Origin of the sequence: Leclercia adecarboxylata (assembly GCF_006171285.1) — a bacterium.
Taxonomy (GTDB): domain Bacteria; phylum Pseudomonadota; class Gammaproteobacteria; order Enterobacterales; family Enterobacteriaceae; genus Enterobacter; species Enterobacter barmai.
This window is the reverse complement of the sequence record NZ_CP040889.1, coordinates 3,422,163-3,443,537: the sequence shown is the minus strand read 5'-3', so window position 1 is coordinate 3,443,537 and position 21,375 is coordinate 3,422,163. Positions and strand designations below refer to the sequence as shown.

The 21,375-nt window shown below is 54.6% G+C and carries 17 protein-coding genes and 7 tRNA genes; 17 read left to right on the top strand and 7 right to left on the bottom strand.

Going from position 1 to position 21,375, the window contains the following annotated elements:
* Positions 1–24: 24 nt before the first annotated feature.
* Together pgm and seqA are read right to left on the bottom strand one after the other, a co-directional pair.
* Positions 25–1,665 carry a phosphoglucomutase (alpha-D-glucose-1,6-bisphosphate-dependent) gene (pgm, locus tag FHN83_RS18195; protein WP_039029314.1) on the bottom strand — a complete coding sequence of 547 codons (1,641 nt, stop codon included), beginning with the start codon at positions 1,663–1,665 and terminating at the stop codon, positions 25–27.
* Between the two features lie 24 nt (positions 1,666–1,689).
* Positions 1,690–2,232, bottom strand: coding sequence for a replication initiation negative regulator SeqA (seqA, locus tag FHN83_RS18190; RefSeq protein ID WP_039029313.1), 543 nt, complete (start codon positions 2,230–2,232; stop codon positions 1,690–1,692).
* A gap of 183 nt (positions 2,233–2,415) precedes the next feature.
* Between seqA and ybfF the strand changes: the two genes are divergently transcribed.
* From ybfF to fur, 4 genes are all read left to right on the top strand, one after another.
* Entirely contained in the window at positions 2,416–3,189 is a 774-nt protein-coding gene (ybfF, locus tag FHN83_RS18185; RefSeq protein ID WP_138369588.1) for an esterase, read from the top strand.
* 128 nt (positions 3,190–3,317) lie between these two features.
* Positions 3,318–3,605, top strand: a complete 288-nt coding sequence (ybfE, locus tag FHN83_RS18180; RefSeq protein ID WP_039029311.1) for a LexA regulated protein — start codon at positions 3,318–3,320, stop codon at positions 3,603–3,605.
* 155 nt (positions 3,606–3,760) lie between these two features.
* On the top strand, positions 3,761–4,291 hold the full coding sequence (gene fldA, locus FHN83_RS18175) for a flavodoxin FldA (protein WP_039029310.1): 531 nt from the start codon (positions 3,761–3,763) through the stop codon (positions 4,289–4,291).
* Between the two features lie 291 nt (positions 4,292–4,582).
* The gene (gene fur / locus FHN83_RS18165; protein ID WP_010428651.1) at positions 4,583–5,029 is read left to right on the top strand and encodes a ferric iron uptake transcriptional regulator; all 447 of its coding nucleotides are present in this window, start codon (positions 4,583–4,585) and stop codon (positions 5,027–5,029) included.
* Positions 5,030–5,173: 144 nt separating this feature from the next.
* Here the strand turns inward: fur and chiQ are convergent, their stop codons facing one another.
* The 4 genes from chiQ to nagE all read right to left on the bottom strand — a co-directional run bounded on the left by chiQ (position 5,174) and on the right by nagE (position 11,258).
* The gene (gene chiQ, locus FHN83_RS18160; RefSeq protein WP_138369723.1) at positions 5,174–5,503 is read right to left on the bottom strand and encodes a ChiQ/YbfN family lipoprotein; all 330 of its coding nucleotides are present in this window, start codon (positions 5,501–5,503) and stop codon (positions 5,174–5,176) included.
* A gap of 46 nt (positions 5,504–5,549) precedes the next feature.
* Positions 5,550–6,956 carry a chitoporin ChiP gene (chiP, locus tag FHN83_RS18155; RefSeq protein WP_139564559.1) on the bottom strand — a complete coding sequence of 469 codons (1,407 nt, stop codon included), beginning with the start codon at positions 6,954–6,956 and terminating at the stop codon, positions 5,550–5,552.
* A gap of 433 nt (positions 6,957–7,389) precedes the next feature.
* Complete coding sequence (gene glnS, locus FHN83_RS18150) at positions 7,390–9,057, bottom strand: glutamine--tRNA ligase (protein ID WP_139564558.1); 1,668 nt, start codon at positions 9,055–9,057, stop codon at positions 7,390–7,392.
* Between the two features lie 179 nt (positions 9,058–9,236).
* Positions 9,237–11,258, bottom strand: coding sequence for an N-acetylglucosamine-specific PTS transporter subunit IIBC (nagE, locus tag FHN83_RS18145; RefSeq protein WP_139564557.1), 2,022 nt, complete (start codon positions 11,256–11,258; stop codon positions 9,237–9,239).
* Between the two features lie 324 nt (positions 11,259–11,582).
* Between nagE and nagB the strand changes: the two genes are divergently transcribed.
* From nagB to FHN83_RS18080, 12 genes are all read left to right on the top strand, one after another.
* Positions 11,583–12,383 carry a glucosamine-6-phosphate deaminase gene (nagB, locus tag FHN83_RS18140; RefSeq protein WP_039031342.1) on the top strand — a complete coding sequence of 267 codons (801 nt, stop codon included), beginning with the start codon at positions 11,583–11,585 and terminating at the stop codon, positions 12,381–12,383.
* 56 nt (positions 12,384–12,439) lie between these two features.
* Positions 12,440–13,588 (top strand): N-acetylglucosamine-6-phosphate deacetylase, encoded by a 1,149-nt coding sequence (nagA, locus tag FHN83_RS18135; RefSeq protein WP_039031343.1) that lies wholly within the window; start codon positions 12,440–12,442, stop codon positions 13,586–13,588.
* A gap of 8 nt (positions 13,589–13,596) precedes the next feature.
* On the top strand, positions 13,597–14,817 hold the full coding sequence (gene nagC, locus FHN83_RS18130; RefSeq protein ID WP_039031344.1) for a DNA-binding transcriptional regulator NagC: 1,221 nt from the start codon (positions 13,597–13,599) through the stop codon (positions 14,815–14,817).
* A 45-nt stretch (positions 14,818–14,862) separates the two neighbouring features.
* On the top strand, positions 14,863–15,615 hold the full coding sequence (locus FHN83_RS18125) for an HAD-IIA family hydrolase (RefSeq protein ID WP_139564556.1): 753 nt from the start codon (positions 14,863–14,865) through the stop codon (positions 15,613–15,615).
* A gap of 250 nt (positions 15,616–15,865) precedes the next feature.
* Positions 15,866–17,530 (top strand): asparagine synthase B, encoded by a 1,665-nt coding sequence (gene asnB, locus FHN83_RS18120; protein WP_138369592.1) that lies wholly within the window; start codon positions 15,866–15,868, stop codon positions 17,528–17,530.
* A gap of 225 nt (positions 17,531–17,755) precedes the next feature.
* A tRNA-Met gene (locus tag FHN83_RS18110) sits at positions 17,756–17,832 on the top strand.
* Positions 17,833–17,840: 8 nt separating this feature from the next.
* Positions 17,841–17,925 (top strand) — tRNA-Leu (locus FHN83_RS18105).
* Between the two features lie 23 nt (positions 17,926–17,948).
* Positions 17,949–18,023, top strand: a tRNA-Gln gene (locus FHN83_RS18100).
* A gap of 33 nt (positions 18,024–18,056) precedes the next feature.
* Positions 18,057–18,131, top strand: a tRNA-Gln gene (locus FHN83_RS18095).
* A gap of 16 nt (positions 18,132–18,147) precedes the next feature.
* Positions 18,148–18,224: transfer RNA gene (locus tag FHN83_RS18090), tRNA-Met, on the top strand.
* A 44-nt stretch (positions 18,225–18,268) separates the two neighbouring features.
* Positions 18,269–18,343: transfer RNA gene (locus FHN83_RS18085), tRNA-Gln, on the top strand.
* 39 nt (positions 18,344–18,382) lie between these two features.
* Positions 18,383–18,457: transfer RNA gene (locus FHN83_RS18080), tRNA-Gln, on the top strand.
* A 96-nt stretch (positions 18,458–18,553) separates the two neighbouring features.
* On the opposite strand, the gene ubiF is transcribed toward FHN83_RS18080, so the two are convergent.
* Complete coding sequence (gene ubiF, locus FHN83_RS18075) at positions 18,554–19,729, bottom strand: 3-demethoxyubiquinol 3-hydroxylase (RefSeq protein ID WP_138369593.1); 1,176 nt, start codon at positions 19,727–19,729, stop codon at positions 18,554–18,556.
* A 136-nt stretch (positions 19,730–19,865) separates the two neighbouring features.
* On the opposite strand from ubiF, the gene miaB reads away from it, so the two are divergent.
* On the top strand, positions 19,866–21,296 hold the full coding sequence (gene miaB, locus FHN83_RS18065; protein ID WP_039031348.1) for a tRNA (N6-isopentenyl adenosine(37)-C2)-methylthiotransferase MiaB: 1,431 nt from the start codon (positions 19,866–19,868) through the stop codon (positions 21,294–21,296).
* Positions 21,297–21,375 lie beyond the last annotated feature (79 nt).

Here is a 21,375-nt window from a genome sequence, read left to right as displayed (position 1 = left end):
TGCCGCCCGGCGCACAGACCGCACTTACGCGTTCTTCAGTACTTCGCTGACAATCTCTACCGCTTCTTTCTCAATCTGCTGGCGGTGTTCCGCGCCGAGGAAGCTTTCACAGTAGATCTTGTACGCATCTTCCGTACCGGATGGACGCGCCGCGAACCAGCCGTTTTCGGTCATCACCTTCAGGCCGCCAATCGACGCGCCGTTACCCGGTGCTGCGGTCAGACGCGCGGTGATCGGGTCACCCGCCAGGGTACTGGCGCTGACCATTTCTGGTGACAGTTTAGACAGCGCCGCTTTCTGGGCGGAGGTGGCAGAGGCCTGCAGACGGTTGTAGCTCGGGGCACCGAAACGGGCTGCGAGCTCATCGTAGTGCTCCTGCGGGTTCTTACCGGTAACGGCGGTGATCTCCGCTGCCAGCAGGCACATGATGATGCCGTCTTTATCGGTGGACCACGGCGTGCCGTTGAAGCGCAGGAAGGATGCGCCCGCGCTCTCTTCGCCGCCAAAGCCGAAGCTGCCGTCGAACAGACCGTCAACAAACCATTTGAAGCCAACCGGTACTTCCACCAGCTTACGGCCCAGGTCGTTAACCACGCGGTCGATCATTGCGGAGGAGACCAGGGTCTTGCCTACGGCAACCTCTGCGCCCCACTGTGGACGATGCTGGAACAGATAGTTGATCGCCACGGCCAAATAGTGGTTTGGATTCATCAGGCCCGCAGGGGTGACGATGCCGTGACGGTCGTAGTCCGGGTCGTTAGCAAACGCGAGGTCGAACTTGTCGCGCAGCGCCAGCAGACCGGCCATTGCGCACTCGGAGGAGCAGTCCATACGGATTGCGCCGTCTTTATCCAGGTGCATAAAGCGGAAGGTCTGATCGACATGATCGTTAACGATGGTCAGATCCAGCTTGTAGTGCTCCGCAATACGTTTCCAGTATTCGATACCGGAACCGCCGAGCGGGTCGACGCCAAGTTTGAGACCGGCTTTCTGGATCGCCGCCATATCGACGATATCCGCCAGCCCTTCAACGAACGGCTGCACCAGATCCTGCTCTTTCACATGGCCGGAGGCCATCGCTTCGTCCAGGGAGATACGCTTCACGCCTTTCAGGCCGTCGGCCAGCAGGGCATTGGCACGATCTTCCACCACTTTGGTGACGTTGGTGTCAGCCGGGCCGCCATTGGGTGGGTTGTATTTGATACCGCCATCTTCCGGCGGGTTGTGGGACGGCGTAATCACAATGCCGTCAGCCTGCGCCCCACCCTTCTGGTTATGCACCAGAATGGCATTAGAGACGGCAGGGGTCGGCGTATAGCCGTTGTTTTCCTGAATCACGACGTCCACGCCGTTAGCGGCCAGCACTTCCAGCACGGAAATAAAAGCAGGCTCTGACAGGGCGTGCGTATCTTTACCCACGTAGCACGGACCGGTGACGCCATTTTTAGCGCGCTCTTCCGCGATGGCCTGAGCAATGGCCAGAATATGCGGCTCGTTAAAGCTGTGGCGAACCGCACTGCCGCGGTGGCCGGATGTACCAAACTTAACTGCGTGTTCTGCGTTACCCACTTCCGGCTTCAGCACGTAGTACTGCGCGGTAAGCTGGGCGACGTTAATCAAATCGCTCTGTTGTGCAGGTTGACCCGCACGATTGTGATTTGCCATTGCCTGGTCCTTCTGATGCAAGGGTTAGATAGTACCGCAAACCTTATCAATCAATTCCACCGGGAACTGCATCGACTGCATGATGTGTTCGATCATGCTGCGCTTACGTCCGGTATTGGTATTGGTGATCACCCAGTACGGTGTACCAGGCAGGTGCTTGGGTTTAGTTTGATTGCCATTCTGTAACAGCGTCTGCTCGTCACCCGCGAAATAGACGCGGGTACGGCCATGCAGGGATTCCGTCGCATCGGCAAACGCGTTGTTATCCAGTGAATAGAGTGTAGTCAGCACCAGCATAAAGCGGTTAACTGCTTTCTTCTGCTCAGCGTATTCGTCAGAAAGCAGCAATTCGCGCATCGCACGCACTTTGTCTTTGACAGGCGACAGCGGCTTTTCCTGCGCTACGGCAACAGGCTGGCGCGTCTCTTTGATGGCCGGAGCGGCAGGCTGAGAGGCGGCGGCAATTTTCAGCATGCGCCGTAAAATGTCGGACGCGCTCTCACCGATATGCCGCGTCTGGCTGGCAATATACTGATAAAGCTCGTCATCAACTTCGATTGTTTTCATCTTAATCCAGTGCGATATCTTATCTGAATACAAGTCGTTGGGAGTATAAGTTCAAAACCCAACAGCGGATAGCGTCAAGCCAGAATGGCGGCAAAAGTCAGAATTAACTGTTTCCTTGCAGCCGGGCGGCAGAATGGTCAACATGATACCCTAACCTGACATACGTAAAAAAAGAACTTTGCCATGAAATTGAATACCCGAGCGCAATCTGCACAATCGCCGCACAATAATTCTCCCATCGTCCTGGTTCATGGCCTGTTTGGTAGCCTGGATAACCTTGGCGTGCTGGCACGGGATCTGGTGACCGACCACGCGCTGCTGCAGGTGGATATGCGCAACCACGGTCTGTCGCCGCGCTCGCCGCAGATGACCTACGCTGACATGGCGCAGGATCTGCTGGATACGCTGGATGAACACCATATCGAAAAAGCGATCCTGATTGGCCATTCGATGGGCGGCAAAGCGGTGATGGCGCTGACGGCTCTTGCGCCAGAGCGTATCGCCGGCCTGGTGGTGATCGACGTAGCGCCGGTAGATTATGACGTGCGCCGCCACGATGAGATCTTCGCCGCCATTAATGCCGTGACGGACGCGGGCGTCAGCACCCGCCAGCAGGCTGCCGCGCTGATGCGTGAGCATCTGGACGAAGAAGGCGTGGTGCAGTTCCTGCTGAAATCCTTTGTGGACGGCGAGTGGCGCTTCAACGTGCCGGTGCTGTGGGATCAGTATGACCATATCGTCGGCTGGGAGTCGGTTCCGGCGTGGCCGCACCCGACCCTCTTTATTACCGGCGGCAACTCGCCCTATGTAACCGAAGCGTATCGTGATGCGCTGCTGGCGCAATTCCCCCTGGCGCGTGCGCATGTGATTGCCGGGGCCGGGCACTGGGTTCATGCCGAAAAACCGGACGCGGTGCTGCGCGCCATCCGTCGGTACCTCGCTGACATCAATAATTGATTAAAAAGAGAGCGACTGGTCGCCCGTGGGCCTCCAGTCGTTGGCGTGCCGTTTTCGGTGATGTATGATGGCGCGCTTATCGCCCGGGCATTAGCAGGGTGTCTTGTTTCCCCCGAAGTCTCAAAATCATGGCCAAAGAACACACGGACCGCACGACAATAGATCTGTTCGCGAATGAGCGTCGCCCGGGACGACCGAAAACCAATCCGCTTTCGCGTGATGAACAGCTGCGCATCAACAAGCGCAATCAGCTTAAACGCGATAAAAGCCGCGGGCTTAAACGCGTCGAGCTGAAACTGAATGCTGACGCCGTCGATGCGCTGAACGAGCTGGCGAATGCCCGTGAGATCAGCCGCAGTGAGCTTATTGAAGAGATGCTGATTTCACAGCTTGAGAAATGGCACGGTAAAGCTTAAGTCAGAAAACTCCCCTTCTTGTTGCTTTCATGTAGCACAGAGTGCAGTCCTGGGTGATAGCAGTTTCCGCAGGCTTCTCTGTTCTGCTATGATTGCCCTTATCCGTGGCTAAATTGCGCCACCATACCATTAAGTTTCAAGAGGTTATTTTACTCATGGCAATCATCGGCATTTTTTTCGGCAGCGACACGGGTAACACCGAAAATATCGCAAAAAACATTCAAAAACAGCTAGGTAAAGACGTTGCCGATGTGCATGACATTGCGAAAAGCAGCAAAGAAGATATCGAAGGTTACGATATCCTGCTGCTGGGCATCCCGACCTGGTACTACGGCGAAGCGCAGTGCGACTGGGACGACTTCTTCCCGTCTCTGGAAGAGATCGATTTCAACGGCAAACTGGTTGCCCTGTTCGGCTGTGGCGATCAGGAAGACTACGCGGAGTACTTCTGCGATGCGCTGGGCACTATTCGCGACATCATTGAACCGCGCGGCGCCGTCATCGTCGGCCACTGGCCAACGGCCGGTTACCACTTCGAAGCGTCCAAAGGTCTGGCCGATGATAACAACTTCGTCGGTCTCGCCATTGATGAAGACCGCCAGCCGGAACTGACCGCTGAGCGTGTAGATAAATGGGTTAAGCAGGTCCGCGAAGAGTTGCACCTCGACGATATTCTTAATGCCTGATGAAGCTGCGGCGCAATGATTAAGTTGCGCCGCATTGATAGGTATAAGCAATCAAAATAATTGCTACAAATTTTTAACTTTTGCTGTCATACCTGTACAATGATCCAGGTTCAAACGGGTCACCCTGTAACAAGTTTGTTGGCGGTACCACGTTTTTATAAGCATACTTTACTTGAGACTTGCAGTTTTCATTACGTCATGGCAGTTCTATAATGAGACGCATTATCCCAGGTGCATTTTCTGTCACTTCTTCTTTAGAAGTGAATCGTTTAGCAACAGGACAGATTCCGCATGACTGACAACAACACCGCATTAAAGAAGGCCGGACTGAAAGTCACGCTTCCACGGTTAAAAATCCTGGAAGTGCTTCAGGGTCCGGATAACCATCATGTCAGTGCGGAAGACTTATACAAACGTCTGATCGACATGGGCGAAGAGATTGGTCTGGCTACCGTTTACCGTGTACTGAACCAGTTCGACGATGCAGGCATCGTTACGCGTCATAATTTCGAAGGCGGTAAATCCGTATTCGAACTGACGCAGCAGCATCACCACGATCACCTGATTTGCCTTGACTGCGGCAAAGTGATCGAATTCAGCGACGACTCTATCGAATCCCGTCAGCGTGAAATTGCCGCACGTCATGGCATTCGTCTGACCAACCACAGTCTGTACCTGTATGGCCACTGCGCCGAAGGTGACTGCCGCGAAGATGACCACGCGCACGACGCGAAATAATTCATCCGCACACGCTGAGCCAACCTGAAGGTTGGCTTTTTTTTGCCTGTAATAACGTAAAAAAGCCCGGCGGCGCTACGCTTACCGGGCCTGTGAATGTGCAGGCTCAGGTAAACGCAGCGCCACCGGGCGTGGCAAACAGCTTTACTTACCGTTGTTGCTACGGATCTCCTGCCAGATCTTATCGCAGTTTTTGGTGACGTCCTGATTGTTACCCGTTTTACGCGCCATGATACAGGCCTGGTAATCGGCCACTCTCACGGTCTCCTGGGTCGCAAACTGTTCGTGCGCCTTATCCTCGCGCAGCACGTTCAGCACGCTCTGGCAGGCTTCAATTTTTTCTGGCGAGCCTTCAGCAGTATTGATACAGGCACTGTAGGCCTCTTTAAGACGGGTGTCTTCTTTCTGGGTCTGCGGTTGTGCGCAGGCGGTCAGTCCTGATGCCAGCAGCGCGACCAGTACGATTTTTTTCAGCATAGCGGTCTCCGGTCGGCGGGGTTATCCCCCGCCGGGTTAGTCATCAGAAGATGGTGAACGGTGCGATAACCATAAACTTCACGTCACGCTCGTCCTGGAAGATGTTGCCGTAACCGCCGCCGTAGCTTGGGATGTCGGAGTGGTTGTCATACTGCGTGAAGTGCAGTTTGAACATGGTCCCTTTCGCGCGACCGTCCTGCAGGGTGTAAATCGCATCCAGGCTGTAGGCAGACTCTTTGATCTTGTTAGAGGCAATATCTTCACGCTGGCCCGCGCTGTTGATCAGCCAGTCGGCTGGTTTTGCATCCCATGCGTAGACATAAGAGGCACCGACGCTCCAGCCTGCCAGGTTCCAGTTGCTCAGGTCGTACATCGCGCCAAAGAAGACCGCTTTTTCGTCGTTGGCGTTGAAGTCGGAGCGGTTATCCCACCACACGTCCAGACGACCGTTGGAGGATGCATAGGTTGGGGTCATACGCTGCAGGAAGTAGCCCTGCTGGCCTTCCGCTTTCACATAAGTCCCTTCCAGGCGTAAATCGACCTGACCGACTTTGTAACCCAGGGTCAGCGCCTGCAGCCATGCCGTGCCGTCGTAAATATCATTTACGGTGCCGCTGTCGGCTTTATCACGCGTGCCGTAGAACTGATAGCTGGTAGAGAGCGGGCCGCCCACGATATCGAATTTGTAGCTGGCTTTGGCAAAGTACTGATCGATGAAGCCTTCAGCCTGACCAAAAGCGGCTTCCAGAATCAGGTTATTTTTGAAGTCGTACTTCGCGCCAAAGGAGTGGAGATAATCGACGCGGGTCTTTCTGTCATTCTGATAGAACTTGTCCATCTCGAGGTGCCATGGGGCTTTATACTCGTTGGTCCACATGTACGAGAAGCTCAGCGCCCCGCTGTCACCGTAGTCAAAGTTCGCCCCGGCTTCCGCGCCCTGGTAAGTACCCGGCATAAAGCTCCAGTGCGGTGCTAACAGGGTCTGGCCGGTTGGCTGCAGCCAGCCGCCGCGCGCCCACACCGGACCATATTTGAATTTTGCAGCCGCTTTGTACAGGCTGATCCCGCTCTTATCGCCGGACCAGTCTTCTTTGTAAGCTTTGTTGCTGGAGGAGAATGCAATTTCGTTCGGGTGGCCGCTGTCACCATTTTCTGCCATTTCGATGGCGGTGAAGGCCGCTAAATCAAGACCGAACATGTCGGCAGCATAGCCGGACTGGAAATCAAGGTTGGCGTTCCAGGTGGAGTGAGCCAGGTTAGTTTTGTATTTATCTGCCTCGACATCTTTACGGTCACGTTCACGCTGCCAGTAATAGACACCGCCCGTGAGGGTTGAATCATCAATAAAACCTTCGGCCTGGGCTTTCGGAGAAACCATCCAGCCTGACATTGCTGTAACACCGGCAATAGCCAGCGCAAGCGCACTACGTTTGCCACTAAACGTACGCATAATTAATCCTCTTTGACGTATTTAAAGCGCCTTAAACGGCGAAAAACAAAAAGTTAAAAGTGGAGGCAACCGGAAATACCCGCTTACATCTCCTGCCTTTAGACTATTTTTCGCGACGCGAATTATCAATGCTTTTCCGCGATCAAAAGTCAGGATTATGACAAAGCGCACATATTTGATTGCCATTTGTAACAAAGCGAATGGAGGAGAATTTTTAATTAAAATAATGTTCGGAATGAGCGATTTATTTTTAACATGCAGGATTTAAGCAGCTTATCCGGAAGCTATTACGTGGAATTTGCGCAAAGGAAGAGAAAGAGAATAGTTTTAATAAATGGAATTAATTCGCATCGCGAACATTTATATGATTAAGAGCTTGATCGTGATGCAAAAAAAACGCCGCGGTGCGCGGCGTTTTTCAAACAATAATCAGTTATTCACCGACTTTCGCCCAGGTATCACGCAAACCGACGGTACGGTTAAATACCAGTTTGTCCGCGGTGGCGTAGCGGCTGTCGAGGCAGAAGTAACCTTCACGCTCAAACTGGTACGCATTACCGGCAACGGCCTCTTTCAGGGATGGCTCAGCAAAGCCCTGTTTGATCACAAGCGAATCCTGGTTAATCACTTCCAGGAAGTCTTCTGCCGCACCCGGGTTTGGCACGCTGAACAGACGATCGTACAGACGGATTTCAACCGGCAGCGCATGTGCTGCGCTCACCCAGTGGATCACGCCCTTCACCTTGCGACCATCAGCCGGATCCTTGCTCAGGGTCTCGGCATCGTAGGTGCAGAAGATAGTAGTGATATTGCCTTCTGCGTCTTTCTCAACACGCTCGGCTTTAATCACGTAGGCATTACGCAGGCGCACTTCTTTGCCCATCACCAGACGCTTGTACTGCTTGTTCGCTTCTTCGCGGAAGTCGGCGCGATCGATCCAGATCTCAGCGCTGAACGGCACGTCACGGCTGCCCATCTCCGGCTTGCTCGGATGGTTAGGCATAGTCACCAGCTCGCTTTCGCCCTGCGGGTAGTTTTCGATAACCAGTTTCACCGGATCGATAACGGCCATTGCGCGCGGCGCGTTTTCATTCAGATCTTCGCGGATACAGGACTCCAGCGACGCCATCTCGATGGTGTTGTCCTGCTTGGTCACGCCGATGCGTTTGCAGAACTCACGGATTGAGGCAGCGGTATAGCCACGACGACGCAGACCGGAGATGGTCGGCATACGCGGGTCATCCCAGCCTTCAACGTGCTTGTCGGTGACCAGCAGGTTCAGCTTACGCTTGGACATCACGGTGTATTCCAGATTCAGACGAGAGAACTCGTACTGACGTGGATGTACCGGAATGGAGATGTTATCCAGCACCCAGTCGTAGAGACGACGGTTGTCCTGGAACTCCAGCGTACATAAGGAGTGAGTAATGCCTTCCAGCGCATCGCTGATGCAGTGGGTGAAGTCGTACATCGGGTAGATGCACCACTTGCTGCCGGTCTGATGGTGATCGGCGAACTTAATGCGGTACAACACCGGGTCGCGCATAACGATAAACGGCGACGCCATATCGATTTTGGCACGCAGGCAGGCTTTACCCTCTTCGAAGCCACCGGCACGCATTTTTTCAAACAGCGCCAGGTTCTCTTCCACGCTGCGATCGCGGTACGGGCTGTTTTTGCCCGGCGCGGTCAGGGAGCCACGGTATTCGCGGATTTCGTCAGCGGAAAGCTCGTCAACGTAGGCCAGACCCTTTTTGATCAGCTCTACCGCGTAGGCATACAGCTGGTCAAAATAGTCAGAGGAGTAGCAGATGTCGCCAGACCAGTTGAAGCCCAACCATTGCACGTCGTTCTTAATGGACTCTACGTATTCGATATCTTCTTTCACCGGGTTGGTGTCATCGAAACGCAGGTTGCATTGACCCTGGTAGTCCTGCGCGATGCCGAAGTTCAGGCAGATCGATTTCGCATGACCAATGTGCAGGTAGCCGTTCGGCTCCGGCGGAAAACGGGTATGAACAGTGGTGTGCTTACCAGTGGCCAGATCTTCATCAATGATCTGACGGATAAAGTTGCTCGGGCGGGCTTCAGCCTCACTCATCGTGGATTCCTCAAAGCGTAAACGACGTATAACGGCATATGATCTTATAAGCCGGGCGTAGTGACAACCTTTAGTTACGCAAAAAAAGGTCTCCGGAGAGAATTATGGGGGCGATTGCTGCAAAAAAAAGCGGCGGGGATATCCCCGCCGCTCAGGCATTAACGCTTACTCAGGAGCACTTATTTGCCTTTAATTTCATACAGAGGCGTCTGACCGGCAACCACCTGACCCTGCGCCTTGATAACCAGACCGCTGAAGTCGTCGATATTGCTGCAGACAACCGGGCTTATCATGGAGCGCGCATTAGCGTTCAGGAAGTCGAGATCCATCTCCAGAACCGGCTGACCCGCAACCACTTCTGCACCCTCTTCGACCAGGCGCTTGAAGCCCTGACCACCCAGCGCAACGGTATCGATACCCATGTGGACAACGATCTCCGCGCCTTTCTCAGTTTCCAGGCAGAACGCGTGGTTGGTGTTAAAGATTTTAACGATGGTACCGGCTGCCGGAGAAACCACGGTTTTATCCGTTGGTTTAACCGCTACGCCATCACCCACCGCTTTGCTGGCGAAGGCCTCATCAGGAACCTGCTCCAGGGCAACCACGTCACCGGTCACTGGCGAAACCAGCGCTGCGATGGTGGTGGCGTTGGCAACAGCCTGTGGCTTAGCGGCAACAGGTGCGGCGGCAGGCGCCGGAGAAGCGGCAGCGGCAGCTACAGGACCGGTGGTTTTCATGGCATTGGCGATCTTCTCAGCCACGAAGCCAACGATGATCTGCACGCTGGTTTTGTTCAGGCGGATTACGCCAGACGCACCCAGACGCTTCGCCATCGCTTCGTTGACCAGAGAGGAGTCTTTCACGTTCAGACGCAGACGGGTGATGCAGGCATCGATACCGGTCAGGTTGTCTGAACCACCAACCGCAGCGATGTACTGACGCGCCAGACCAGAAACGTCTTCAGTGGTAGCAGCACTCACGTTCACGTCCTGACCATCGGCTTCGCTACCGGCAACCGCCAGCTCACGACCCGGAGTCATCAGGTTGAATTTGGTGATGGTGAAGCGGAACACCACGTAGTAGATAGCGAAGAACACCAGACCCTGCAGGATCAGCATGTACCAGTGAACCGCCAACGGGTTACGGGAGGAGAGCACCATATCCACCAGGCCAGCGCTGAAGCCGAAGCCCGCAATCCACTGCATGGAGGCCGCGATGAACACGGAGATACCGGTCAGTACAGCGTGGATGACGTACAGTACGGGTGCCACGAACATGAAGGAGAATTCCAGCGGCTCGGTGATACCGGTGAAGAAGGCCGCGAATGCGCCCGCCATCATAATACCCAGTACCTTCGCTTTGTTCTCTGGACGCGCACAGTGGTAGATAGCCAGCGCTGCACCCGGCAGACCGAACATCATAATCGGGAAGAAGCCCGCCTGATAACGACCCGTAATACCGATTTCTGCTTTGCCAGCAGCAATCGACTGTGCACCGCCGAGGAAGTTAGGGATATCGTTGATACCGGCAACGTCAAACCAGAATACGGAGTTCAGCGCGTGGTGCAGACCGACAGGGATCAGCAGACGGTTGAAGAACGCATACACGCCCGCACCGACGGAACCCAGTTTCTGGATGTGCTCACCGAAGTTCACCAGACCGTCGAAGATCACCGGCCAGATGTACATCAGAATGAAGGCCACAACGATCATCACGAAGGAGGTCAGGATCGGCACCAGACGACGACCGCTGAAGAAGGAGAGCGCTTTTGGCAGCTCAACGCCGCTGAAGCGGTTGTAAAGTTCAGCGGAGATGATACCCACCAGGATACCCACGAACTGGTTGCTGATCTTACCGAACGCTGCCGGAACCTGGTCCGCAGGGATCTTCTGGATCATTGAAACCGCAGCCGGGGAACAGAGCGTGGTCAGCACAAGGAAGCCCACAAAACCGGTCAGTGCCGCAGCACCGTCTTTATCTTTGGACATACCATAAGCCACACCAATGGCAAACAGTACGGACATGTTATCGATAATGGCGGAACCAGACTTGATGAAGAACGCCGCTAACGCGTTGTCCCCACCCCAACCCACCGGGTCAATCCAGTAACCGACACCCATCAGAATCGCTGCCGCTGGCAGCGTGGCGACCGGCACCATCAAGGCGCGGCCTACCTTTTGTAAGTAACCTAAAATGCTCAATTTGTTCCCCCTATGAGACCCCGTTAACGGTGTATTCTCAGCTGTGTTTTTATTGTGTCACTAACTTGTAAATACAGTTGATGATTCACTGGCTTTGAGAGTGTGTGGAAAATTAATTCGTATCGCAAATTAAACGCGTACTTTTTGTGAGTTTTGTCACCAAATATTGTTTATCCCCCTCCCCTGGACTGGCAAACAGCGAAAACTTATTTTATGATACGAAAAATCAAGACGAATTGCCCCCTCTCGGTGTGAACCAGGTTAGGCTTAGATCATGCCCCGACAAGCAATCCGCCAACTCTTACTAAACTTCAGAGGTGAATAATGAGACTGATCCCCCTGGCAACCGCAGAACAAGTCGGCAAATGGGCTGCTCGCCATATCGTAAACCGTATTAACGCGTTCAAACCTACAGCCGATCGGCCTTTTGTACTCGGTCTGCCTACCGGTGGCACACCTCTTACCGCCTATAAAGCCCTGGTTGAGATGCATAAAGCGGGCCAGGTTAGCTTCGAACATGTTGTTACCTTCAACATGGACGAGTACGTTGGCCTGCCAAAAGATCATCCGGAAAGCTACCATAGCTTCATGCACCGTAATTTCTTTGATCACATTGATATTAAACCGGGAAATATTAACCTGCTGGATGGTAATGCACCGGATATCGACGCTGAATGCCGTCATTATGAAGAAAAAATCCGTGCTTACGGCAAAATCCATCTGTTCATGGGTGGCGTAGGCAACGATGGCCACATCGCGTTTAACGAGCCAGCCTCTTCCCTGGCCTCCCGTACCCGCATCAAAACACTGACCCATGACACCCGTGTGGCAAACTCCCGTTTCTTTGATGGCGACGTTAACCAGGTGCCAAAATACGCACTGACCGTTGGCGTGGGTACCCTGCTGGACGCGGAAGAAGTGATGATTCTGGTGCTGGGCAGCGTAAAAGCGCAGGCGCTTCAGGCGGCAGTAGAAGGCAACGTCAACCACATGTGGACCATCAGCTGCCTGCAGCTGCATCCGAAAGCAGTTGTGGTGTGTGATGAGCCTTCCACCATGGAACTGAAAGTCAAGACGTTAAAATATTTCAACGAATTAGAAGCAGAAAACATTAAAGGTCTGTAATGTGACGCCGTCTCTGCCTGCAGAGACGGGATGCTATTTTTAAACCGGGGGTCGTTATGTACGCTTTAACCCACGGTCGGATTTATACCGGCCATGAAATTCTGGATGACCATGCGATTGTGATCGCAAATGGCCTGATTGAACGTGTCTGCCCACTGGCCGAACTGCCAGCGGACATCGAACAACGCTCGCTCAATGGAGCAATCATCTCCCCCGGTTTTATCGACGTACAGCTTAACGGCTGCGGCGGCGTGCAGTTCAACGATACCGCAGACGCCGTAACGGTTGAAACGCTGGAAATTATGCAGCGCGCCAATGAAAGATCGGGCTGCACCAGCTACCTGCCGACGCTGATCACCACCAGCGACGACCTGATGAAGCAAGGCGTTCGCGTGATGCGTGAATACCTGGCGAAATATCCGCACCAGGCGCTGGGCCTGCACCTTGAAGGTCCGTGGCTGAATATCGTTAAGAAAGGCACCCATAATCCGGATTTCGTCCGTCAACCTGACAACGAGCTGGTTGATTTCCTGTGCGCGAATGCGGATGTGATCACCAAAGTGACCCTGGCGCCAGAAATGGTCGACCCGGAAGTGATCCGCAAGCTGGCGGGCGCGGGCATTGTGGTCTCTGCCGGCCACTCCAACGCCACGCTGAAAGAGGCCAAAGTGGGCTTTCGCGCGGGTATCACCTTCGCAACGCATCTTTATAACGCCATGCCGTATATTACCGGGCGTGAGCCGGGTCTGGCCGGGGCGATCTTCGATGAGCCAGACGTCTACTGCGGCATCATTGCCGACGGTTTACACGTCGATTACGCCAACGTGCGTAACGCCAAACGTCTGAAAGGCGACAAGCTGTGCCTGGTGACCGACGCAACGGCACCGGCAGGGGCAAATATTGAACAGTTCATTTTTGCTGGTAAAACAATATACTACCGGAATGGACTCTGTGTGGATGAGAACGGAACGTTAAGCGGTTCGGCTCTGACCATGATCGAAGGCGTGCGTAATCTGGTTGAACACTGCAGCATTGCCCTTGATGAAGTGCTGCGTATGGCGACGCTCTATCCGGCACGCGCGATTGGCGTAGACAAACAGCTGGGCAGTATTGCCCCGGGAATGGTCGCTAACCTCACCGCATTCACACAGGATTATAAAATCATCAAGACCATCGTTAATGGTAACGAGGTCGTTACAGAGTAAACAAAAGTATGACACCTGGCGGACAAGCTCAAATTGGCAACGTTGATCTGGTAAAGCAGCTAAACAGTGCGGCGGTATATCGACTGATCGACCAGCACGGACCCATCTCTCGGATCCAGATTGCAGAACAGAGCCAGCTTGCCCCCGCCAGCGTGACCAAAATTACCCGTCAGCTCATTGAGCGCGGGTTGATCAAAGAAGTGGATCAGCAGGCCTCCACCGGGGGCCGTCGCGCTATCTCCATCGTTACCGAAACCCGCAATTTCCACGCCATTGGCGTGCGCCTTGGGCGTCATGACGCCACCCTGACCCTGTACGATCTCAGCAGCAAAGCCGTTGCTGAAGAGCACTACGCGCTGCCGGAACGCACCCAGGAGACCCTTGAACATGCCCTGCTCAACGCCATCGAGCAGTTCATTGAATCCTGCCAGCGCAAAATCCGCGAGCTGATCGCCATTTCGGTGATCCTGCCCGGGCTCGTCGACCCCGAGAGCGGGGTGATCCGCTATATGCCGCATATTCAGGTAGAGAACTGGGCGCTGATCGACGCCCTGGAAAAGCGCTTCGCCGTCACCTGCTTTGTCGGCCACGATATCCGCAGCCTGGCCCTGGCAGAGCACTACTTTGGTGCGAGCCAGGATTGTGAAGACTCAATTCTGGTGCGCGTTCACCGGGGGACCGGTGCCGGTATCATCTCCAACGGGCGCATCTTTATCGGCCGTAACGGTAACGTGGGCGAGATTGGCCACATTCAGGTTGATCCGCTGGGTGAGCGCTGCCACTGCGGCAACTTTGGCTGTCTGGAAACCGTCGCCGCTAACGCTGCCATTGAACATCGCGTCCGCCACCTGCTGGAACAGGGTTATCAGAGCCGGGTCACGCTCGATGACTGCAAAATCAACGCCATCTGCCGGGCCGCCAATAAAGGTGATGCACTGGCCTGTGAAGTGATCGAACAGGTTGGCCGCCATCTGGGCAAAACCATTGCCATCGCGATCAACCTGTTTAACCCACAAAAAGTGGTGATCGCCGGTGAAATTACTGAAGCCGAAAAAGTGCTGCTGCCCGCTATCGAAGGGTGCATCAATACTCAGGCGCTGAAGGCGTTTCGCCAGAATCTGCCTGTCGTTCGCTCCGCGCTGAACGACCGCTCCGCCATCGGCGCCTTTGCGCTGGTAAAACGCGCCATGCTTAACGGTATCCTTTTGCAGCGTTTGCTGGAAAGCTGACAGCGTTTTATAGTGTCGCCTTCTTTTTTGGATGTCGGGAAGTTCATGACTATTAAGAATGTTATTTGTGATATCGACGGCGTGCTGATGCACGACAACGTTGCCGTACCGGGCGCAGCGGAATTTCTTAACGGCATCATGGAAAAAGGCATGCCGCTGGTTCTGCTCACCAACTTCCCGTCGCAGACAGGACAGGATCTGGCGAACCGTTTTGCCACCGCCGGTATCAATATCCCCGACAGCGTGTTTTATACCTCAGCAATGGCTACCGCAGATTTCCTGAAGCGTCAGGAAGGCAAAAAAGCCTATGTGGTCGGCGAAGGCGCCCTGATCCATGAGCTCTATAAAGCGGGCTTCACCATCACCGACGTCAATCCTGACTTCGTTATCGTTGGCGAAACGCGCTCCTATAACTGGGAGATGATGCACAAGGCGGCCTTCTTCGTCGCCAACGGCGCCCGCTTTATCGCCACCAACCCGGATACCCACGGTCGTGGCTTTTATCCGGCCTGCGGCGCGCTCTGCGCCGGCATCGAGAAGATGACCGGTCGCCTGCCTTTTTATGTCGGTAAGCCCAGCCCGTGGATCATCCGTGCGGCGCTTAACAAGATGCAGGCACACTCGGAAGATACCGTGATTGTGGGTGATAACCTGCGCACCGATATTCTGGCGGGCTTCCAGGCAGGACTGGAAACCATTCTGGTGTTGTCGGGGGTATCCACTCTGGACGACATCGATTCAATGCCGTTCAGGCCGAGCTGGATTTATCCCTCGGTCGCGGAAATTGATGTTCTGTAACCCGAAACCACGTCCCCGGACGTGGTTTTTTCATTTTACCGCCACTAAAACAGCCCTCCATCTAATAGAAAACGCCAGGCACTGAATAATCATCAATAAACCAGCTCAATACGTACGCTTTTTTCAACATTCGACAATCGACATTGCACTTTTTGTTTTTTACCCGGTAAAACGCTTGCCGCCCCTCCCCTTTTGCGGCATTTTCATAAGCAAGCAACATCACACTGCAACAGGGTTAATGGAGAAGGTTATGTGTTCAATTTTCGGCGTACTGGATATCAAAACTGACGCAGTCGAACTGCGTAAAAAAGCACTGGAACTGTCCCGTCTGATGCGCCATCGCGGCCCGGACTGGTCCGGTGTTTACGCCAGCGACAAAGCGATTCTGGCGCATGAGCGTCTGTCGATTGTGGACGTCAACGCCGGTGCCCAGCCGTTATATAACGAGAAAAAAACCCACGCGCTGGCGGTCAACGGTGAAATCTACAACCATCAGGCGCTGCGTGCGGAATACGGCGATCGCTATACCTTCCAGACCGGTTCAGACTGCGAAGTGATCCTGGCGATGTACCAGGAGAAAGGCCCGGAATTCCTGGACGATCTGCAGGGCATGTTTGCCTTCGCTCTGTATGACAGCGAAAAAGATGCGTATCTGATTGGTCGTGATCACATCGGGATTATCCCGCTGTATATGGGCCACGATGAGCACGGCAACTTCTATGTCGCCTCTGAAATGAAAGCCCTGGTGCCGGTTTGCCGCACCATTAAAGAGTTCCCGGCGGGCAGCTACCTGTGGAGCCAGGATGGCGAAATTCGCCAGTACTATCAGCGCGACTGGTTCGACTACGATGCCGTTAAAGACAATGTCACCGATAAAAACGAACTGCGCCAGGCGCTGGAAGATTCAGTAAAAAGCCATCTGATGTCAGACGTGCCATACGGCGTGCTGCTCTCCGGCGGTCTGGATTCGTCCGTTATCTCGGCGATCACCAAAAAATACGCTGCACGTCGCGTGGAAGATCAGGAGCGCTCCGAAGCCTGGTGGCCGCAGCTGCACTCCTTCGCCGTCGGCCTGGAAGGTTCACCGGACCTGAAAGCCGCGCAGGAAGTGGCAAACCACCTCGGCACCGTGCACCATGAAATTCATTTCACCGTGCAGGAAGGGCTGGATGCGATCCGCGACGTTATTTATCACATTGAAACCTATGATGTGACCACCATCCGCGCCTCCACGCCAATGTATCTGATGTCACGTAAAATCAAAGCGATGGGCATCAAGATGGTGCTCTCCGGCGAAGGTTCAGATGAGGTCTTTGGCGGCTACCTATACTTCCACAAAGCGCCGGATGCCAAAGAGCTGCACGAAGAGACCGTGCGTAAACTGCAGGCGCTGCACATGTTTGACTGCGCCCGTGCGAACAAAGCGATGTCTGCCTGGGGCGTTGAAGCGCGCGTACCTTTCCTGGATAAAAAATTCCTCGACGTGGCCATGCGTATCAACCCACAGGACAAAATGTGCGGCAACGGCAAGATGGAGAAACACGTTCTGCGTGAATGCTTCGAATCTTACCTGCCGGCAAGCGTGGCATGGCGTCAGAAAGAGCAGTTCTCTGATGGCGTAGGTTACAGCTGGATCGACACCCTGAAAGAGGTGGCCGCTAAGCAGATTTCCGATCAGCAACTGGAAACCGCCAGCTTCCGCTTCCCGTACAACACGCCGGGTTCGAAAGAAGCCTATCTGTACCGTGAGATCTTCGAAGAGCTGTTCCCGCTGCCAAGCGCAGCGGAGTGTGTTCCTGGCGGTCCTTCCGTCGCCTGCTCCTCTGCGAAAGCCATTGAGTGGGATGAAGCATTCAAAACCATGAACGATCCGTCAGGACGTGCCGTGGGTGTGCATCAGTCCGCCTATAAGTAATTCATCAGATCGCCATGAGGCCCATCGGGGCCTCTTTTTTTGCCTCGCGTTTCGCTGGACAAAAACGATTAATAACCAATAATTGCCGAATAATCGGCCATGCTGTTCGCAACCTAACCAAACAGTCACATTCCAGAGATTTTCGTTGAAAAAGGTGTTGACGCTGCAAGGGTCTATACGCATAATGCGCCCCGCAACGCCGATAAGGTAACGCGAAAAAAAGATGGCTACGTAGCTCAGTTGGTTAGAGCACATCACTCATAATGATGGGGTCACAGGTTCGAATCCCGTCGTAGCCACCATCTTTTTTGCGGGAGTGGCGAAATTGGTAGACGCACCAGATTTAGGTTCTGGCGCCGCAAGGTGTGCGAGTTCAAGTCTCGCCTCCCGCACCATTCCCAGGTAAGCGTTGCACGGATGGGGTATCGCCAAGCGGTAAGGCACCGGTTTTTGATACCGGCATTCCCTGGTTCGAATCCAGGTACCCCAGCCATATTTCTTCGATTTTGCGGTTCTCCGCGGTTATTGGGGTATCGCCAAGCGGTAAGGCACCGGTTTTTGATACCGGCATTCCCTGGTTCGAATCCAGGTACCCCAGCCATCGAAGAAAGCAGTCTGGCTACGTAGCTCAGTTGGTTAGAGCACATCACTCATAATGATGGGGTCACAGGTTCGAATCCCGTCGTAGCCACCATATAAGGTTGTATCGATTCCGGTCGGTAAAACCAAAAAAATTGTTGGGGTATCGCCAAGCGGTAAGGCTCTGGTTTCTGATACCAGCATTCCGAGGTTCGAATCCTCGTACCCCAGCCATTTTACAAAGTCGTTAAATGATGTATTGTTTAACGCAATTGGGGTGTCGCCAAGCGGTAAGGCTCTGGTTTCTGATACCAGCATTCCGGGGTTCGAATCCCTGCACCCCAGCCACACAAAAAAAGCTCGCTTCGGCGAGCTTTTTGCTTTTCTGCGTTCCTGCATTTAAATGCCGGGTGGCGGCTTCGCCTCACCCGGCATGGAAGAGTGTTAAAGCCCTAAGGCGTACTTCAGCGCCTGACGCTTCAGGGCACCCGCCCGCTGTGCCGCTATCAACCCGATGTTCCGCAGGATACGCAGCGGCCCAAGGTCGTTGCTGAATCCGGCGTAAAACAGATCCATCCCTGATTGCATAATGAAGTTATCCGCCATTCGTCGGGTCTGATAACGCTTGAGCACCTGATGGCTGGCCCAGGCTTCGCCATGGCTGCGGGCGTTGCTGAGTACGTCCAGCAAGGCCTCTACGTCACGATAGCCCAGGTTAACCCCCTGCCCCGCCAGCGGATGAATGGTATGCGCCGCGTCCCCGACCAGCGCCAGCCCTTCGCGGGCATATTTCAGCGCATGACGACGCGTCAGCGGGAACGCCCCTGCAGCGACCGGCGTCACCTTACCCAGACGCGCCGGGAAGTGGTGGGCGATTTCGCGCTGCAGCTGTTCCATCGTGAACCCCTGCAGCTGGCGTATGCGTGCCGGGGTGTCATACCACACCAGGGATGCCCAGCGATCGAACAGGGGCAAAAAGGCGTGCGGGCCGTTCGGCGTAAAGTGCTGCCAGGTACTGTCACCGGGATCGTTCTCGCAGGCGACGGTAATCAGCATGCAGGACTGTTGATACTGCCAGGCATGAATACCGATCCCCGCCAGCTCGCGTACACGGGAATTCGCGCCGTCGGCACCAATCAGCAGCTTCACCGCCAGCTGCTCGCCGTTATCCAGCTCAACCAGATGCTGGTCGTTGTGGCGGTGAAGATTTTTCACCGACGCCGGGACGCGCAGCGTAACCTGCGGATGCGCCTCCAGTGCCTGCCAGAGCGCCTGTTGCAGAACCGTATTTTCTACCATGTAGCCCAGCAGCGGGAGCTTAAGCTCCGTGGCGTCAAATACCACATGGGCATTTTCCCACTCCCAGGTCTCCAGGCGGCGATACGGATGGGCGCGCATGGCCAGCACCGCGTCCCAGACCCCCAGCCCGCGAAGCAGATCAACCGACGCAGCGCTGATCGCTGAGATACGCACATCCGGATGCTGTGAAGCGTCAAAAGCGGGCGGCATCGCCTGTTCGATCACCGTTACGTCAAACCCCTGTTGCGCCAGCCCCAGCGCCAGCGCGCCGCCGACCATACCGCCGCCGACAACGGCGATCCCGGCTTGTTGGATTGTCATGGTCATTTGTCCTTATTTGATAATCCCCTAAGTTTACCGGATTTTTTTGGTCTTGAGGCTGACAAGCTTCATACTGGTCACAACCGCACCAAAGCATTACAATACGCGCCCTGCAATCCTGAGCACGAGCAAGTCGATGACAAAAAAACTCCATATTAAAACCTGGGGCTGTCAGATGAACGAATACGATTCATCCAAGATGGCCGATCTGCTGGATGCCACCCATGGGTATCAACTCACCGACGTGGCGGAAGAGGCAGACGTGTTGCTGCTGAACACCTGCTCGATCCGTGAGAAGGCGCAGGAGAAAGTCTTTCACCAGCTAGGCCGCTGGAAGCTGATCAAACAGAAAAGACCCGAAGTGATCATCGGCGTCGGCGGCTGTGTCGCCTCCCAGGAAGGCAAGCTGATCCGTCAGCGCGCCCACTACGTCGACATAATTTTTGGCCCGCAAACCCTGCACCGTCTGCCGGAGATGATCAACTCCGTACGCGGGACCGGCCAGCGCAAGGCGATCATCGACGTCAGCTTCCCGGAAATCGAAAAATTCGACCGTCTGCCGGAACCGCGCGCGGATGGCCCGACCGCCTTCGTCTCAATCATGGAAGGCTGCAATAAGTACTGTACGTACTGCGTGGTGCCTTATACCCGCGGCGAAGAAGTCAGCCGTCCATGCGACGACATCCTGTTTGAGATCGCCCAGCTGGCGGCCCAGGGCGTGCGCGAAGTTAACCTGCTCGGGCAGAACGTTAACGCCTGGCGCGGCGAGAACTATGACGGCAGCACCGGCACCTTTGCTGAACTGCTGCGTCTGGTCGCGGCTATCGACGGTATCGACCGCATCCGCTTCACCACCAGCCACCCGATCGAATTCACCGATGACATCATCGATGTTTACCGCGATACGCCAGAGCTGGTGAGCTTCCTGCATCTGCCTATCCAGTGTGGTTCTGACCGCGTGCTGAACCTGATGGGCCGTACCCACACCGCGCTGGAATATAAAGCGATTATCCGCAAGCTGCGTGAAGCGCGCCCGGATATCCAGATCAGCTCTGACTTTATCGTTGGCTTCCCGGGTGAAACGGACGAGGATTTTGAGCGCACCATGAAGGTCATTGGTGATGTGAACTTCGACGTGAGCTACAGCTTCATCTTCTCTGCCCGTCCAGGCACGCCTGCCGCCGATATGGTTGATGACGTGCCGGATGAGGTGAAAAAGCAGCGTCTCTATATTCTGCAGGATCGCATCAACCAGCAGGCGAACGCCTGGAGCCGTCGGATGCTCGGCACCGTTCAGCGCGTGCTGGTAGAAGGCACTTCACGTAAGAGCATCATGCAGCTCTCTGGCCGTACGGAGAACAACCGCGTGGTGAACTTCGAAGGCACGCCGGATCTGGTAGGTAAGTTTGTTGATATCGAGATCCTTGAAGTGCTGACCAACTCCCTGCGTGGAAAACTGGTGCGCACCGAAGATGAAATGGGCCTGCGGGTCGTTGAATCGCCAGAGTCGGTCATTGCCCGTACCCGTAAAGAAAGCGATCTGGGTGTCGGCGTTTATCAGCCATAATCTCCGAGGCCTGCCGTTTCTGGCAGGCCTTGCATTTCCCCCTGTTCTCCCCCATATCCTTCGCAATGCTTGCGCCTTT

Excerpts from the sequence above, each read along its gene's own strand:
- pgm (WP_039029314.1), bottom strand. The coding sequence starts at position 1,665 with ATGGCAAATCACAATCGTGCGGGTCAACCTGCACAACAGAGCGATTTG.
- seqA (WP_039029313.1), bottom strand. The coding sequence starts at position 2,232 with ATGAAAACAATCGAAGTTGATGACGAGCTTTATCAGTATATTGCCAGC.
- ybfF (WP_138369588.1), top strand. The coding sequence starts at position 2,416 with ATGAAATTGAATACCCGAGCGCAATCTGCACAATCGCCGCACAATAAT.
- ybfE (WP_039029311.1), top strand. The coding sequence starts at position 3,318 with ATGGCCAAAGAACACACGGACCGCACGACAATAGATCTGTTCGCGAAT.
- fldA (WP_039029310.1), top strand. The coding sequence starts at position 3,761 with ATGGCAATCATCGGCATTTTTTTCGGCAGCGACACGGGTAACACCGAA.
- fur (WP_010428651.1), top strand. The coding sequence starts at position 4,583 with ATGACTGACAACAACACCGCATTAAAGAAGGCCGGACTGAAAGTCACG.
- chiP (WP_139564559.1), bottom strand. The coding sequence starts at position 6,956 with ATGCGTACGTTTAGTGGCAAACGTAGTGCGCTTGCGCTGGCTATTGCC.
- glnS (WP_139564558.1), bottom strand. The coding sequence starts at position 9,057 with ATGAGTGAGGCTGAAGCCCGCCCGAGCAACTTTATCCGTCAGATCATT.
- nagB (WP_039031342.1), top strand. The coding sequence starts at position 11,583 with ATGAGACTGATCCCCCTGGCAACCGCAGAACAAGTCGGCAAATGGGCT.
- nagA (WP_039031343.1), top strand. The coding sequence starts at position 12,440 with ATGTACGCTTTAACCCACGGTCGGATTTATACCGGCCATGAAATTCTG.
- nagC (WP_039031344.1), top strand. The coding sequence starts at position 13,597 with ATGACACCTGGCGGACAAGCTCAAATTGGCAACGTTGATCTGGTAAAG.
- FHN83_RS18125 (WP_139564556.1), top strand. The coding sequence starts at position 14,863 with ATGACTATTAAGAATGTTATTTGTGATATCGACGGCGTGCTGATGCAC.
- asnB (WP_138369592.1), top strand. The coding sequence starts at position 15,866 with ATGTGTTCAATTTTCGGCGTACTGGATATCAAAACTGACGCAGTCGAA.
- ubiF (WP_138369593.1), bottom strand. The coding sequence starts at position 19,729 with ATGACAATCCAACAAGCCGGGATCGCCGTTGTCGGCGGCGGTATGGTC.
- miaB (WP_039031348.1), top strand. The coding sequence starts at position 19,866 with ATGACAAAAAAACTCCATATTAAAACCTGGGGCTGTCAGATGAACGAA.